The 15,001-nt window shown below is 43.9% G+C and carries 19 protein-coding genes and 1 pseudogene; 19 read left to right on the top strand and 1 reads right to left on the bottom strand.

Going from position 1 to position 15,001, the window contains the following annotated elements:
* Positions 1-156: 156 nt before the first annotated feature.
* Together DIC78_RS07625 and DIC78_RS07620 are read left to right on the top strand one after the other, a co-directional pair.
* Positions 157-636, top strand: a complete 480-nt coding sequence (locus DIC78_RS07625; RefSeq protein ID WP_106020952.1) for a PH domain-containing protein — start codon at positions 157-159, stop codon at positions 634-636.
* Positions 626-2,107, top strand: coding sequence for a PH domain-containing protein (locus DIC78_RS07620; RefSeq protein ID WP_106020950.1), 1,482 nt, complete (start codon positions 626-628; stop codon positions 2,105-2,107). Before DIC78_RS07625 ends, DIC78_RS07620 begins: the two co-directional genes overlap by 11 nt.
* Here DIC78_RS07620 and DIC78_RS07615 read toward each other — a convergent pair.
* Positions 2,104-2,703, bottom strand: a complete 600-nt coding sequence (locus DIC78_RS07615) for a rhomboid family intramembrane serine protease (protein ID WP_024120294.1) — start codon at positions 2,701-2,703, stop codon at positions 2,104-2,106. The two genes, DIC78_RS07620 and DIC78_RS07615, sit on opposite strands and share 4 nt — an antisense overlap.
* Before the next feature lie 94 nt (positions 2,704-2,797).
* Between DIC78_RS07615 and acpS the strand changes: the two genes are divergently transcribed.
* The 17 genes and pseudogenes from acpS to DIC78_RS07530 all read left to right on the top strand — a co-directional run bounded on the left by acpS (position 2,798) and on the right by DIC78_RS07530 (position 14,993).
* Positions 2,798-3,163: a holo-ACP synthase gene (gene acpS, locus DIC78_RS07610; protein ID WP_106020948.1), complete on the top strand. Its 366-nt coding sequence runs from the start codon at positions 2,798-2,800 to the stop codon at positions 3,161-3,163.
* 165 nt (positions 3,164-3,328) lie between these two features.
* Positions 3,329-4,345 carry a LolA family protein gene (locus DIC78_RS07605; protein WP_081638241.1) on the top strand — a complete coding sequence of 339 codons (1,017 nt, stop codon included), beginning with the start codon at positions 3,329-3,331 and terminating at the stop codon, positions 4,343-4,345.
* Between the two features lie 116 nt (positions 4,346-4,461).
* Positions 4,462-5,631 carry an alanine racemase gene (alr, locus tag DIC78_RS07600; protein WP_024120297.1) on the top strand — a complete coding sequence of 390 codons (1,170 nt, stop codon included), beginning with the start codon at positions 4,462-4,464 and terminating at the stop codon, positions 5,629-5,631.
* 117 nt (positions 5,632-5,748) lie between these two features.
* Positions 5,749-6,030, top strand: coding sequence for a type II toxin-antitoxin system antitoxin EndoAI (endB, locus tag DIC78_RS07595; protein WP_003225183.1), 282 nt, complete (start codon positions 5,749-5,751; stop codon positions 6,028-6,030).
* Between the two features lie 4 nt (positions 6,031-6,034).
* On the top strand, positions 6,035-6,385 hold the full coding sequence (gene ndoA / locus DIC78_RS07590; RefSeq protein WP_003156187.1) for a type II toxin-antitoxin system endoribonuclease NdoA: 351 nt from the start codon (positions 6,035-6,037) through the stop codon (positions 6,383-6,385).
* A gap of 115 nt (positions 6,386-6,500) precedes the next feature.
* Positions 6,501-7,325 (top strand): RsbT co-antagonist protein RsbRA, encoded by an 825-nt coding sequence (gene rsbRA, locus DIC78_RS07585; protein WP_081638235.1) that lies wholly within the window; start codon positions 6,501-6,503, stop codon positions 7,323-7,325.
* Between the two features lie 4 nt (positions 7,326-7,329).
* A complete protein-coding gene (gene rsbS, locus DIC78_RS07580) occupies positions 7,330-7,695 on the top strand; it encodes an RsbT antagonist protein RsbS (protein WP_003225190.1) in 366 nt (121 codons plus the stop codon).
* 2 nt (positions 7,696-7,697) lie between these two features.
* Positions 7,698-8,099 (top strand): serine/threonine-protein kinase RsbT, encoded by a 402-nt coding sequence (gene rsbT, locus DIC78_RS07575; protein ID WP_106020946.1) that lies wholly within the window; start codon positions 7,698-7,700, stop codon positions 8,097-8,099.
* A gap of 11 nt (positions 8,100-8,110) precedes the next feature.
* A complete protein-coding gene (rsbU, locus tag DIC78_RS07570) occupies positions 8,111-9,118 on the top strand; it encodes a phosphoserine phosphatase RsbU (RefSeq protein WP_024120300.1) in 1,008 nt (335 codons plus the stop codon).
* A 60-nt stretch (positions 9,119-9,178) separates the two neighbouring features.
* Positions 9,179-9,508, top strand: a complete 330-nt coding sequence (rsbV, locus tag DIC78_RS07565) for an anti-sigma factor antagonist RsbV (protein ID WP_024120301.1) — start codon at positions 9,179-9,181, stop codon at positions 9,506-9,508.
* The gene (gene rsbW, locus DIC78_RS07560) at positions 9,505-9,987 is read left to right on the top strand and encodes an anti-sigma B factor RsbW (protein WP_024120302.1); all 483 of its coding nucleotides are present in this window, start codon (positions 9,505-9,507) and stop codon (positions 9,985-9,987) included. Before rsbV ends, rsbW begins: the two co-directional genes overlap by 4 nt.
* Positions 9,953-10,741 carry an RNA polymerase sigma factor SigB gene (sigB, locus tag DIC78_RS07555; protein WP_024120303.1) on the top strand — a complete coding sequence of 263 codons (789 nt, stop codon included), beginning with the start codon at positions 9,953-9,955 and terminating at the stop codon, positions 10,739-10,741. The genes rsbW and sigB overlap by 35 nt, the downstream gene beginning before the upstream one ends.
* The gene (gene rsbX / locus DIC78_RS07550) at positions 10,741-11,340 is read left to right on the top strand and encodes a phosphoserine phosphatase RsbX (RefSeq protein WP_024120304.1); all 600 of its coding nucleotides are present in this window, start codon (positions 10,741-10,743) and stop codon (positions 11,338-11,340) included. Before sigB ends, rsbX begins: the two co-directional genes overlap by 1 nt.
* A 111-nt stretch (positions 11,341-11,451) precedes the next feature.
* Entirely contained in the window at positions 11,452-11,877 is a 426-nt protein-coding gene (locus DIC78_RS07545) for an SRPBCC family protein (RefSeq protein WP_038954149.1), read from the top strand.
* Positions 11,874-12,313: pseudogene (locus DIC78_RS07540) on the top strand (EVE domain-containing protein). Before DIC78_RS07545 ends, DIC78_RS07540 begins: the two are co-directional and overlap by 4 nt.
* Positions 12,297-12,740, top strand: a complete 444-nt coding sequence (locus tag DIC78_RS07535; RefSeq protein WP_087992953.1) for a MarR family winged helix-turn-helix transcriptional regulator — start codon at positions 12,297-12,299, stop codon at positions 12,738-12,740. The pseudogene DIC78_RS07540 and the gene DIC78_RS07535 overlap by 17 nt, the downstream one beginning before the upstream one ends.
* Positions 12,741-12,833: 93 nt before the next feature.
* Positions 12,834-14,993, top strand: a complete 2,160-nt coding sequence (locus DIC78_RS07530) for a Tex family protein (protein ID WP_127695935.1) — start codon at positions 12,834-12,836, stop codon at positions 14,991-14,993.
* Positions 14,994-15,001 lie beyond the last annotated feature (8 nt).

The following is a 15,001-nucleotide window of genomic DNA, read 5'->3' as shown; positions in this document are numbered from 1 at the left end:
CATGAGTTGTTTTGGGCTTTTTTTATGTTCAAAAATTCATGGACATTAAGCAAACTTTCAGCTGACGGCACCGTTTTTTCTATGTATGCTTAAAGATGAAACTTTTTCTGCATAAGTGCGTATAAGTAACGATGATAAAAACGGGAGGTAGGTATTTTGAGAAAGCAGCCAAAAAACCAAATCAGTCCAGACGGATTAAAGGTTTGGCGACTTCAAGAGATAATCATATCCGCTGTCTGCTTGCTTATTGTCATAGCAGTTGCAGTGTTCAGTTATTTTTTTCATTGGCCGTACTGGATCAGCGGCGTGCTCGGCGCAGTTTGGCTGCTGGGTTCGGTTGTGACGATTTATCTGATTCCAAAGATCCGGCACAAAGTGTGGCGTTATGAAGTTCATGAAAACGAAATAGATATTCAATCAGGTATCTTTGTTGTGACACGCGTGATCGTGCCGATGGTCAGGGTTCAGCACGTAGACACATCGCAAGGGCCGTTATTAAGAAAATACAATCTGGCAACAGTGAAAATCTCCACGGCAGCAACTGTGCATTCAATTCCTGCTTTAGAGATGGAGGAAGCGGATCAGCTGAGAGACTCCATTTCGCGCCTGGCAAGGGTGACTGACGATGATGTCTGAACCGAAACGCCTTCACCCGGCGGCAGTCATTTTGAATTTATCCCATACCATTATTCAAACGATAAAAAATATTATTCTGCCATTCTTTTTTGTGTATATCGTCAACTCTAATCATACTGTCCGTTTTTACGGAGCCATCGCGCTCGGCGTTTTGTTCATCTGGCTCGTGGCAGCAAGCATCATCAAATGGAGAAAGTTTTCCTATCGAATCGAAGATGATGAATTCAGAATCGAAGAAGGCTTGTTTGTGACGAAAAAGAGGTATATATCGATTGACCGGATTCAAACGATGAATACGAGTGCGGGTGTGGTCCAGCAAATTTTCAAGCTTGTCAAACTGCAAATTGAAACGGCTGGCGGCGGCAAAGAGGCGGAAGCGGTATTGTCGGCTATATCAGTTGAAGAAGCTGAAAGAATCAAAGAAGCCGTATTCAAGAAAAAAGCAGAAAGAAATTCAATCGATACCGATGAAGGCCTGTCAGGAGATAAAGAGGCGCTCCCGGATGCAGAGCCGCAGGTGAACTACAGCATGAATGCAAAAGAATTACTTATGGCCGCTTCAACTTCCGGAGGAATCGGCGTGATTATCTCTGCTGTATTTGCGCTCATTTCTCAGCTGGATGAGGTGCTGCCGATGGATTGGCTCTTTAAGAAATTCTCCTTTCTGCAGCACGCCAATATAGGCATATACGCCGTACTTATATTTATTGGTTTATTTATCACCTGGATTCTCAGCATAGCCGGCATGATGTTCAAATATGCTAACTTTCAAATCATGAAAAAAGAGCAGGAATTGGTGATTTCAAGGGGTATTATTGAAAAACACCAAGTCACCATACCGCTTCGCAAAATACAAGCCATCAAAATAAAAGAAAACATCATCCGCCAGCTTTTCGGTTTTGCGACGGTGTCAATCGTCAGCGCGGGCGGCGGAGGAGACCCGGAAAAAGCAGAGGGCGCTTCGACCATTCTGTTTCCGATGATCCACAAAAAAAAGCTTCCCGGCATGCTGCGTACTTTTACGCCGGAATACACGCTGGAAGAAAATCGCCGCCATCTGCCGCGGCGCGCATTGAAGCGGTACTTATTCCGCTCAACCATTTTCTCCATCTTTTTCATCATTCCGCTGTGTATTTTCTTTCAGCCATGGGGTTATCTCTCGATTGTCCTGCTGCCGATTGAATTGTTTTTCGGGTATCTTGCTTATAAAGATGCGGCCTGGGTGATCAGCGGAGACCGTCTCCAGCTGACATCGAGATTTATCGGCAGAACGACTGCAATTGTGTTGAGAAAGCGAATGCAGGTATGCAAAGCGAGCCAATCTTATTTTCAAAAGAAGGGGAAGCTGTATACCATTTCCACCTCGGTAAAATCGTCAAGCCATATGGAAGAATTAACGGTGAGAGATGTGGGAGAAGAGGATGCAGATTTCATTTTAAATTGGTACTCATATGAAAAAGCGGACGGTTAATACCGCCGCTCTTTTTTTTGCACACATAAAAAAGACAGGAGAAACCCGCCGCAAAGTCCAAACAGGTGGGCCATCATGTTAATATTGGAGTTGATAAACGACATGAGAACGGCAAAGGCAAGCAATGTGATAATCATTTTGGAGTTGTCCTGCCCGATCAGCTCTTTACGATAAAGAACCATAAACAGATAAACGCCGAACAGCCCGAAAATCGCGCCGGAAGCCCCGACATGCACATAATCCAGCGGTTCTGTAAAATACGTGCCGATGTTTCCGATCATTCCGGAGCCTGCATACACAAGAAGGAAGCGCGCTTTTCCAAGCATTCGTTCCAGAGCCGGCGCAAATAAAAAGATGGACATTGAATTAAACAGCAAATGGGTAAACCCTGCGTGAAGAAAAATCGGCGTGACCAGCCGCCACCATTCACCGTTAGCGACGCCAAGGTTATAGCCTGTGACAGCGTCTCTCCACAACACGACTGAAGGAACAGGAAGTGAAAAGAAAAGCCAGAGAACGGCCTGAGCAGCCAATATAAAGGTGACAACGGGATAAAGCCTGATAAAGGTTTGAAAGTTTTCAGTCCGTATAAACATGCCGAGCCCCATTTCATCATTTTGGTATTTCTATAGTAACACGTTTATGAGACAAACCATTCAAATAGTACAAGCGCAAAGGAGGGTGTAAAACATGATTTACGGTATAGGATTAGACATCGTTGAGCTTAAGCGGATCGCTTCAATGGCCGATCGCCAGAAACGATTTGCCGAGCGTATTTTAACAGGCGGCGAACTTGCTCAGTATCATGAGCTTTCTGAGAAAAGAAAAATTGAGTTTCTCGCAGGAAGATTTGCGGCAAAAGAAGCTTTTTCGAAAGCATACGGCACAGGAATAGGCAAGAAATTAAGTTTTCAAGATATTGAAGTGACAAAAAATTCGAATGGCAAGCCTTTTATTGTTTGCGCAAAGCTGAGCCAAGCCGCTGTTCATGTGTCAATCACTCATACGAAGGAATATGCGGCTGCACAGGTTGTTATTGAAAGGTTGTCAAGCTAGTCTGCATATTAGGGACACCCCTCTCATATATTTGATAATGCATTAAGGGAGACGAGTTGTTTGAGGCTTTTATGGTACGCCTCTGTTCTGTTTAACCGTGTACCGAGCGTACCGTTAAAGTCAAACAAGCGATTTCTTCCTTTTACATCAATTGAGAAAAAGGGGTTGAAAAAGGTGAGAAAAAGCTTTGTTTTGCTTTTAACGGGACTGCTGGCTGTCCTTATTCTTTCTGCCTGCGGACAAAAATCACAGGAAGATGTCGTTACCGGGCTGGACGAGAAGGCGAAAGAATATACCTCGTACAAAGCAAAAGCAAAAATGACCATTGAGACAGGGAGTGACCCGCAAGTATACAATGTGGAAATCTGGCACAAAAAACCGTCTCTGTACCGGGTCTATTTGGAAAATCCGAAAAAGGACCAAAACCAAGTCATTTTACGAAATGAAAACGGAGTATTTGTTCTCACACCGTCTTTAAATAAGAGCTTCAGGTTTCAAAGCGACTGGCCAAACAACAGCAGCCAAGTCTATTTGTTTGAATCGCTTGTAAAGGATGTTCAAAATGATTCGGATGCAGTCTTCACTTCAAAAGAATCAGAATACGTATTTGAAACAAAAACGAACTATCAGCATAACAAAATGCTTCCGACACAAGAAATCACATTTAACAAGAAGGACATGAGCCCGCTATCTGTCAAAGTCATGGATACCGACCGTAAAGTGATGGTGAAAGTAGAGTTCAGCAGCTTCCAATTCAATAAGCAATTTGACAAAGAGTCCTTTGATGAAAAGAAAAATATGACCCTTTCTCAAATGGATGTCGCCACTAGCGCGAAGCCTTCCGACTCTTTTGCCGTCAAAACGCCGCTTGAACTGCCGCTAGGCGTAAAACTGCTTGAAGAAAAAGATATTTCAACGGAAGATGGCAAGCGCGTCATCATGACTTACGGCGGAGAAAAATCGTTTACCTTAATTCAGGAAAAAGCCCAGGTTGCGAAAGCGTCCTCCTCAGTCACGCTGAACGCGGAACCGGTGAATCTCGGCTACACAATCGGCGCTTTGTCAGATGCTTCGCTAACATGGACTTACGAAGGCGTGGATTATCTTCTGTCATCAAAAGATCTTTCACAAGAGGAGATGGTGACAGTCGCCAAAAGCATGAAGGGACAATCATCCAAATAATCTCCTAAAGGCCGAATCAAATTTGGCCTTTTTTTCGTCAGGCAGAATTTCACTTTGCCCTATAATTTTAGTATGATATGTAAATGATATTGAATAAACGCTAGGAAGTGTCATAAATGAGCACAAAACCTTTTTACAGAGACACGTGGGCGGAAATTGATCTGTCCGCGATTAAAGAAAATGTAAGTAATATGAAAAAACACATCGGTGAACATGTCCACCTGATGGCGGTTGTGAAAGCAAATGCCTACGGACATGGGGATGCCGAAGTAGCGAAGGCGGCTCTTGAGTCAGGTGCTTCATGCTTAGCCGTGGCGATCTTGGATGAAGCGATTTCTCTTCGCCAGCGGGGCCTGAAAGCGCCTATATTGGTGCTCGGCGCGGTTCCTCCGGAGTATGTGAAAATCGCGGCGGAATACGATGTGACGTTAACGGGTTATTCTGTTGAATGGCTTCAAGAAGCTGCGCGCCACCTCAAGAAAGCTTCCCTTCATTTTCATCTGAAAGTCGATACGGGAATGAACAGGCTCGGCGTAAAAACAGAAGAAGAGATTCATCACGTGATGAAAATTCTGGAGCGCAACCCAGGCTTAAAATGCAAAGGGGTCTTCACTCATTTTGCGACTGCTGATGAAAAACAAAGAGACTACTTTCTGATGCAGTTTGAACGCTTTAAAGAATTGATTGCTCCTCTGCCTTTAAAGAAAATGATGGTTCACTGCGCCAACAGTGCCGCCGGCCTGCGTCTGAAAAAAGGCTTTTTTAACGCGGTCAGATTTGGCATCGGCATGTACGGCCTGCGTCCGTCAGCGGAAATTACCGATGAAATCCCGTTTAAACTGCGTCCCGCATTCACCCTGCATTCGACCCTGTCGCATGTCAAAAAGGTACATAAAGGGGAAAGTGTCAGCTACGGGGCGGAATACACAGCGGAAAAAGACACATGGATTGGAACGGTACCCGTTGGCTATGCGGACGGCTGGCTCCGCCAATTAAAGGGAACAGAGATACTCGTGAAAGGAAAACGGCTGAAAATCGCCGGCCGAATCTGCATGGACCAATTTATGGTGGAGCTGGATCAGGAATATCCGCCGGGCTCAAAAGTCACATTGATCGGCTGCCAGGGGGATGAATATATTTCCATGGATGAGGTCGCAGGCAGGCTCGAAACCATTAACTACGAGGTGGCTTGTACAATAAGTTCCCGCGTTCCCCGTATGTTTTTGGAAAATGGGAGTATAATGGAAGTAAGAAACCCTTTATTGCAGGGGAATGCAAGCGAATAGCTCATATCACGATAGAGAATTTTTAAAACAGCTTTGCTTGAAGAGTGAATAATGGTATCATTATCACTGGATGGATAAAAGAGTCGTATCCGTAAGTTTGGTGGAGGTGTATGTTTTTTGTCTGAATCCAGCGCAAGAACCGAAATGAAAATCAGCTTGCCCGAAAACCTAGTAGCTGAATTGGATGGTGTAGCGATGCGGGAGAAACGAAGCAGAAACGAACTGATATCACAAGCAGTGAGAGCCTATGTCAGCGAACGAACAACTCGTCACAACCGTGATTTGATGAGACGCGGCTATATGGAAATGGCGAAAATCAACCTGAACATTTCTTCCGAGGCTCACTTTGCGGAGTGCGAGGCTGAAACGACAGTTGAGCGCTTAGTCAGCGGAGGATAATCATTTGATTGTGAAACGCGGCGATGTTTATTTTGCTGATTTATCTCCTGTTGTTGGCTCAGAGCAAGGCGGGGTGCGCCCGGTTTTAGTGATCCAAAATGACATCGGAAATCGCTTCAGCCCAACTGCTATTGTTGCAGCCATAACAGCCCAAATACAGAAAGCGAAATTACCAACCCACGTCGAAATTGATGCAAAACGCTACGGTTTTGAAAGAGATTCCGTTATTTTGCTGGAGCAAATTCGGACGATTGACAAGCAAAGGTTAACGGATAAGATTACTCATCTGGATGATGAAATGATGGATAAGGTTGATGAAGCCTTACAGATCAGTTTGGCACTCATTGATTTTTAGTAATATTTACCTGGTTGCTCAAATAGAGCAACTTTTTTTGTTTTCAAAAAACATTAACGATATAATAGTGGAATAACGAAAAAATATGTTGTTTTTTATCGGGAGGTAAGCGAATTTGATGTCGAATCAGACTGTCTATCAGTTCATAGCCGAGAATCAAAATGAACTGCTTCAATTGTGGACTGACACACTAAAAGAATTAAGTGAACAAGAATCATATCAGCTGACTGACCAAGTTTATGAAAATATATCTAAAGAATATATCGACATTCTGCTTTCATCTGTTAATGATGAGAGCGCTGCTGAAAGCCAAATCAGCGAACTGGCGCTGAGAGCCGTTCAAATCGGACTTTCTTTGAAGTTTCTGGCTACGGCGCTTGCTGAATTCTGGAAGCGTCTCTACACGAAGATGAACGATAAGAGATTGCCAGATCAAGAGAGTACAGAATTAATCTGGCAGATTGACCGCTTCTTCAGTCCGATTAATACAGAAATTTTTAATCAGTACTCCATCTCATGGGAAAAAACAGTATCCCTGCAAAAAATCGCACTGCAGGAGCTTTCTGCGCCGCTGATCCCGGTTTTTGAAAATATAACGGTCATGCCGCTGGTCGGAACGATTGATACGGAACGCGCAAAACGAATTATGGAGAATCTGCTTAACGGCGTTGTCAAACACCGTTCCCAAGTCGTGCTGATCGATATTACCGGTGTGCCTGTCGTCGATACGATGGTTGCCCATCATATTATTCAGGCGTCTGAAGCGGTAAGGCTTGTCGGAGCGAAATGCCTGCTTGCCGGAATCCGTCCGGAAATCGCCCAGACGATCGTTAACCTTGGCATTGATTTATCCCAAGTTATTACTAAGAATACCCTGCAAAAAGGAATTCAAACAGCATTGGAAATGACGGATCGAAAAATCGTTTCATTGGGGGAATAATATTGTGAGACATCCGAAAATCCCGATCTTGAAACTGTATAATTGCTTATTAGTATCTATTCAATGGGAACTAGATGATCAAACCGCATTAACCTTTCAAGAAGACTTATTAAATAAAATATACGAAACAGGTGCAAACGGGGTCGTCATTGACCTGACATCTGTGGATATGATTGATTCATTTATCGCCAAAGTGCTGGGTGATGTCATCACAATGTCTAAGTTAATGGGCGCAAAAGTTGTCTTAACCGGCATTCAGCCCGCCGTTGCGGTGACGCTGATTGAACTTGGAATCGCGCTTGAGGAAATCGAAACGGCGCTCGACTTAGAGCAAGGGCTTGAGACATTGAAGCGGGAATTGGGGGAATAGCTATGAACGACCAATCCTGTGTAAAGATCATGACAGAATGGGATATCGTGGCAGCCAGACAGCTAGGGCGAAACGTTGCAAAAGAGCTGGGGTTCGGCACAGTAGACCAGGCAAGAATCACAACGGCTATATCAGAATTAGCCAGAAATATTTATTTATATGCCGGCAAGGGCCAGATTGGAATTGAACAGGTTGCAGACAGAGGAAAAATGGGCCTGAAAATTATAGCGGAAGACAAAGGGCCGGGAATTCCTGATATCCGAAAAGTCATGGAAGACGGGTTTTCAACGTCAGGCGGACTGGGAGCGGGACTTCCCGGCGTGAAAAGGCTGATGGATGAATTTAGCTTAAATTCCGTAACGGGGGAAGGAACAGAGATACAAGCCATAAAATGGCTTCGGTAGGAGGTTAGAAAGTGGATTTTAGGGAGGTTATTGAGCAGCGGTACCATCAGCTGCTTAACCGATATATAGCCGAATTAACAGAAACATCTTTATATCAAGCCCAAAAATTCAGCCGAAAAACAATCGAGCATCAAATTCCTCCGGAAGAAATCATCAGTATTCACCGAAAAGTGCTGAAGGAACTGTATCCGAGTCTCCCGGAAGATGTTTTTCATTCGCTGGATTTTTTAATAGAAGTCATGATTGGATATGGAATGGCTTATCAGGAGCATCAAACTCTCAGAGGGATACAGCAGGAAATTAAATCAGAAATTGAAATCGCAGCTAATGTACAGCAGACGCTTCTGGGAACAAAAATTCCGGAGGAAGAAGCGCTGGACATCGGCGCGATCAGTGTGCCCGCCAAACAGATGAGCGGTGATTATTACCATTTTGTTAAAGACAAAGAGTCCATTAATATTGCCATTGCTGACGTCATCGGCAAAGGAATTCCGGCAGCTTTATGTATGTCTATGATTAAATACGCGATGGATTCTTTGCCGGAAACGGGCATTCACCCTTCACAGGTGCTGAAAAACTTGAATCGTGTTGTTGAACAAAACGTTGATGCCAGTATGTTTATTACGATGTTTTATGCCAATTACAATACGGACAGTCATCGATTTACATATGCTTCAGCGGGACATGAACCGGGATTCTACTATTCTCAAAAAGACAATGCATTTTACGATTTAGAAGCTAAAGGGCTGGTTCTCGGGATCTCGCAGGATTATGACTACCGGCAATTTGACCAGTATCTCGAAAAGGGAGATATGATTGTTTTATTTTCTGACGGCGTTACAGAATGCAGGACAGAAAACGGTTTCTTGGAGCGTCTTGATATACAGAAGCTCATTGAGGAACATATGTGTTGCTCTGCGCAGGAAATGGTCAAAAACATATATGACAGCCTCCTCAAATTGCAGGATTTTCAGCTTCACGATGATTTTACGTTAATTGTTTTAAGAAGAAAGGTTTAGCGTTTGCCAGCCGAGGGTATAAAACAACTATGATTTAAAGGATACTTTGAGGTGATATGAATGAATATAAATGTTGATGTGCGACAGAATGTGAATGATATACAAGTAAACATTGCAGGAGAAATTGATGTGTATTCAGCTCCGGTTCTCAGAGAAAAACTCGTTCCTCTGGCAGAACAAGGCGCTGACTTAAGGATTTGCCTGAAGGATGTCAGCTACATGGACAGTACCGGGCTTGGCGTCTTTGTAGGTGTATTTAAAACAGTGAAAAAACAAGGCGGTTCGCTCAAGCTTGAAAATCTGTCTGACCGCCTGATCCGTCTGTTTGAAATTACAGGTCTAAAGGACATCATTGATATTTCTGCAAAGTCAGAAGGTGGAGTGCAATGAAGAACAAAGCTGATTACATCGAAATGAAAGTGCCGGCCCAGCCTGAATACGTAGGGATTATACGGCTGACTCTGTCAGGCGTCGCTAGCAGAATGGGCTATACGTACGATGAGATTGAAGATTTGAAAATCGCAGTGAGTGAAGCGTGTACAAATGCGGTTCAGCACGCATATAAAGAAGACAAAAACGGGGAAGTGTCAATCCGATTCGGTGTGTTCGAGGATCGTTTAGAGGTCATTGTGGCGGATGAAGGCGACAGCTTTGATTTTGATGAAAAGCAGCAGGATCTTGGACCGTACACACCTTCACACACAGTCGATCAATTATCAGAAGGAGGGCTCGGTCTATATTTAATGGAAACGCTCATGGATGAAGTCAGAGTGCAAAACAACTCCGGCGTCACCGTAGCGATGACAAAGTATTTAAATGGGGAGCGAGTTGATCATGACACAACCATCAAAAACTACGAAACTAACTAAGGATGAAGTCGATCGGCTCATAAGCGATTACCAAACAAAACAAGATGAACAGGCACAGGAAACGCTTGTGCAGGTGTATACAAATCTGGTTGATATGCTTGCGAAGAAATACTCAAAAGGCAAAAGCTTCCACGAAGATCTCCGCCAGGTCGGCATGATCGGGCTTCTCGGCGCAATAAAACGCTACGATCCCGTGGTGGGCAAATCGTTTGAAGCTTTTGCGATTCCGACAATTATCGGGGAGATTAAACGTTTCCTTAGAGATAAGACGTGGAGCGTTCATGTTCCGAGACGAATCAAAGAACTGGGGCCGAGAATCAAAATGGCGGTCGATCAGCTGACGACAGAAACACAAAGGTCGCCGAAAGTGGAAGAGATTGCTGAATTCCTCGATGTATCAGAGGAAGAGGTTCTTGAAACCATGGAGATGGGGAAAAGCTATCAAGCCTTATCTGTAGATCACAGCATTGAAGCAGATGCGGACGGAAGCACAGTTACCATTCTCGATATCGTCGGATCACAGGAGGATGGATATGAACGGGTGAACCAGCAAATGATGCTGCAAAGCGTGCTTCATGTCCTTTCAGACCGTGAAAAACAAATCATAGACCTAACGTACATTCAAAACAAAAGCCAAAAAGAAACTGGGGACATTCTCGGTATATCTCAAATGCACGTCTCGCGTCTGCAGCGCAAAGCTGTGAAGAAGCTTAGAGAGGCCTTGATTGAAGATCCCTCCATGGAGTTAATGTAATGATCCAGGTTGAAGAAAACCAGCATATTCAAACCCTTGTATACCAACTGAATAAAGAAGGAAAATCCATTTGCGGCGACAGCTTTTTTATGAAAGCTGATGATAAAGAATTGATTTGTGCGGTAGCTGACGGTCTTGGAAGCGGATCGCTTGCCAACGAATCTTCTTCAGCAATCAAAGACTTAGTGGAAAACTATGCGAACGAAGACGTACAAAGCATTATCGAACGCTGTAATCAGGCGATGAGAAACAAAAGAGGGGCGACAGCTTCTATCTTAAAAATCAACTTTGAACAAAGGCAGTTTACGTACTGCTCCGTCGGAAATGTACGTTTTATCCTGCATTCCCCGTCTGGTGAAAGCTTTTATCCTCTGCCGATTTCAGGCTATTTATCAGGCAAGCCGCAAAAATACAAAACGCACACCGCTACCTATGAAAAGGGTTCTAAGTTCATTATACATACAGATGGACTCAACGTACCCGATATCCGCTCCCATTTGAAAAAAGGCCAATCGGTAGAAGACATATCGAATTCACTGAAAATGTACACGACATCAAGAAAAGACGATCTGACATATATTCTTGGGCAGCTGTCCTAGAAGAGTAGAAAAAAGAAGCTGGGAAAGCCGGCTTCTTTTTTTTGTGATTGACTATTAGTAAGTGCACTTATTATAATTAATAAGTGTACTTATTATTTAGGGGGATTACAAATGTGGAAATATGAATACACTGCAATATCAGATGCGGCACCAGAAGAAATCTGGAAATATTATCAGCACCCAGAATCCTGGAAACAGTGGGATGCGGGCATCACATCAGCTTCTCTGAAAGGGCCGTTTCAAAATGAAACGGAAGGAGCATTGCTTTTGCGAGGAAATACAGTTCCATTTTGGCTTGAACATGTGGAGAAGCATCAATCATTTTCTGTCATATCCCACCTTCCGAATACAAATGTAAAAATGGAATTTTATCATGTACTGCAAAAGCGACAAGAGGGTCTAAACATCACGCATGGGGTTGTATTGGAAGGCGCAGAAGCAAAAAAATGGGGAGAAAAAATCGGGCAGGAACTGTCTAAAGACATCCCAGAGTCAGTCAACTGCCTTGTCCGTCTTTGCAAAGGAATGCTAAAATGAACACAAAATATTGGGTTGGCGTCGTGTCAGAGCAGCATGTTTTAAAAGGGACCGCCGGCGGATTTGCCCAAGTATGCCACGGTAAAAAAGCGCCTCTTGCCAGGATGAAAGAGAATGATTGGCTTATTTATTATTCTCCGCGAGATGCATATCCGGACGGCAGGCTGCTGCGATGTTTTACCGCTATCGGAAAAGTGAAGAGCGGAAACGTCTATCAATATCAAATGGCTCCGGACTTTATCCCATACCGGTTAGACATTGATTACTTTCCGTGTGAAAAAATAGGTTTTTACGATATTAAATCTCAGTTGGAATTTGTTCAGGAAACAAATCATCTCGGGCTTTTATTTCGAAGAGGGCACTTTGAAATCAGCAAAAATGATTTTTTGACAATATCACAAGCGATGGGAGTAATATAAGTGAAATGGCACTCTGAATTTAGCGGACCGAACACAAGTCCAGGTTTTTTATTATGGCAGGTCACACAAAGCTGGCAGCGGAAAATAGGGAAAGCATTGGCTGAGCATGACCTTACCCACGTTCAATTTGTTCTCCTGACCTCATGCAAGTATATGATTGCTCATGGAGAAACCGTCACGCAAAAAAAACTCGCAGGCTTCAGCCAGACCAATATCATGATGGTATCAGAGGTTGTGCGGACGCTTGAGAAAAAGGGATTTATCCAAAGAAGCAAAAATCCTCAGGATAAAAGGGAAGTTCTTCTGTCATTAACAGAAACAGGAGAGGAAAGAGTAACCTCTGCTCTGCCGATTGTCGAGCGGATTGACCAATCTTTTTTTGAAGCAGCCATGATAAAAGAGAACTTTCTAAGCGGCTTACAGGAACTCTTGAAAAATGAATAAAAATACGGGCAGCGGCAGCTGTCTTTTTTTATGTGTTTTTTTCTGTTTTTGATACACTAGAGTAAGAACGACAAAATTGGAGGCTATGGTTACATGGAAACGTCAGCCCTTTTGAAACAGCAAATTGCGAAAGAAATAGGTTTATCACAAAAACATGTTGAAAGCGTCATCCGCCTGCTTGAGGACGGCAACACAGTTCCGTTTATCGCCAGATATCGAAAAGAGCAGACGGGTTCAATGGACGAGGTTCAGATTCAGACCATTTCTGAACGATGGCAATACATACAAAACCTGAATCAGCGAAAAGAAGAAGTAATCAGGCTAATCGCCGAGCAGGATAAACTAACAGTTGAATTAAAACGCAAAATTGACCAATCCGTAAAACTTCAGGAAGTAGAAGACCTCTACCGTCCGTATAAACAAAAGCGCAAAACGAAAGCGACAGTCGCCAAAAGCAAAGGCCTTGAGCCGCTTGCCGACTATATTATGACCCTTCCGCAAGATGACCGCCTTGCAGAAACAGCAGACCAATATATCAGTGAAGAAAAAGAAGTGTTCACCAGAGAAGAAGCCATTGAAGGCGCCAAGCACATTATTGCGGAACAAATTTCAGACGAACCGAATTTCAGAAAATGGATTCGCCAGGAAACCTTTAAAAAAGGAACGATCAAGTCAGCTGCCGGAAAATCAGCAGACACAGATGAAAAAAACGTGTACGAAATGTACTACGAGTATGAAGAGCCAATCGCAAAGGTCGTTCCGCACAGAGTGCTTGCCATGAACCGCGGCGAAAAAGAAGACATTTTAAAGGTGTCTATCGAACCGCCAGCAGATCACATTAAGGCTTACTTAGAAAAGCAAATCATCAAAAACCGTTCAACGTCTGTAAAAGAAATCTTGCAGGAAACGATTGAAGACAGCTACAAAAGACTGATTCAGCCTGCTATTGAACGTGAAATCAGAAAAGAGCTGTCGGAAAAAGCGGATGAACAGGCGATTCATATTTTTTCTGAGAACCTCAGAAAGCTTCTCCTTCAGCCGCCGATGAAAGGCAAGACGGTTCTCGGTGTAGATCCGGCTTTCCGAACAGGCTGTAAGCTGGCAGTGTCAGATGAAACCGGGAAAGTCTTAAAAATTGATGTGATTTACCCGCATGCACCTGTCAAAAAAACGAAAGAAGCTCATGAGAAAGTGAAAGCGATTCTTGAAGAGTATCAAGTGGAAATGGTGGCGATTGGAAACGGCACGGCCTCCAGGGAGACAGAGCAATTCATTGTGGATGTGCTGAAGGACACGCCGCGTGATATTTATTATGTGATTGTCAATGAAGCGGGGGCAAGCGTATACTCGGCATCTGAGCTTGCCAGAGAAGAATTTCCTGAGCTTCAGGTCGAGGAACGCAGTGCAGTATCCATCGCACGGAGACTTCAAGATCCGCTTGCGGAACTCGTCAAAATTGACCCGAAATCTGTAGGAGTGGGGCAGTATCAGCATGACGTCAGCCAAAAACGCTTAAATGAATCCCTGCGCTTTGTCGTTGAAACAGTCGTAAACCAGGTAGGAGTAAATGTCAACACAGCTTCCGCGGCGCTGCTTCAGTATGTAGCGGGATTATCAAAGTCCGTAGCGGGCAACATTGTCAAAAAGCGGGAAGAGCTCGGTAAATTTTCGAATCGAAAAGAACTGAAAGATATTCCAAGGCTCGGCGCGAAAACCTATGAACAATGTATCGGCTTTTTAAGAGTGCAGGAAGGGACAGAGCCTCTGGACAGAACAGGAATCCACCCGGAAAGCTATAAAGAAACAAAAACGCTTTTGAAAAAGTTCGGTCTTTCAACAGAGCAGATCGGTACGGCGGAATTGAAGGATAAAATCAACAAACTTGAGCTTTCTGAAACAGCAAAGGAACTGGGAATCGGTGAAATTACGCTGAAAGACATTTGTGAACAGCTGACAAGACCTGAACGTGATCCGCGTGATGAGGTGCCTAAGCCTCTGCTGAAAACAGACGTTCTTCAGCTGGAGGATCTGAAAGAAGGGATGGAGCTGCAGGGCACCGTGCGCAATGTAGTGGACTTCGGAGCGTTTGTTGATATCGGAGTCAAACAGGACGGGCTTGTGCACATTTCAAAACTCAGCAATCAATTCGTCAAGCATCCGCTTGATGTTGTATCCGTCGGTGACATCGTGACGGTTTGGGTTGACGGTGTCGATGTACAAAAAGGCAGAGTGTCACTGTCTATGGTAAAATAAAAGCACTG

This window comes from Bacillus halotolerans (assembly GCF_004006435.1).
Taxonomy (GTDB): Bacteria; Bacillota; Bacilli; order Bacillales; family Bacillaceae; genus Bacillus; species Bacillus halotolerans.
The sequence above is the reverse complement of the archived record's forward strand: the minus strand, read 5'-3'. Positions and strand labels throughout refer to the sequence as shown.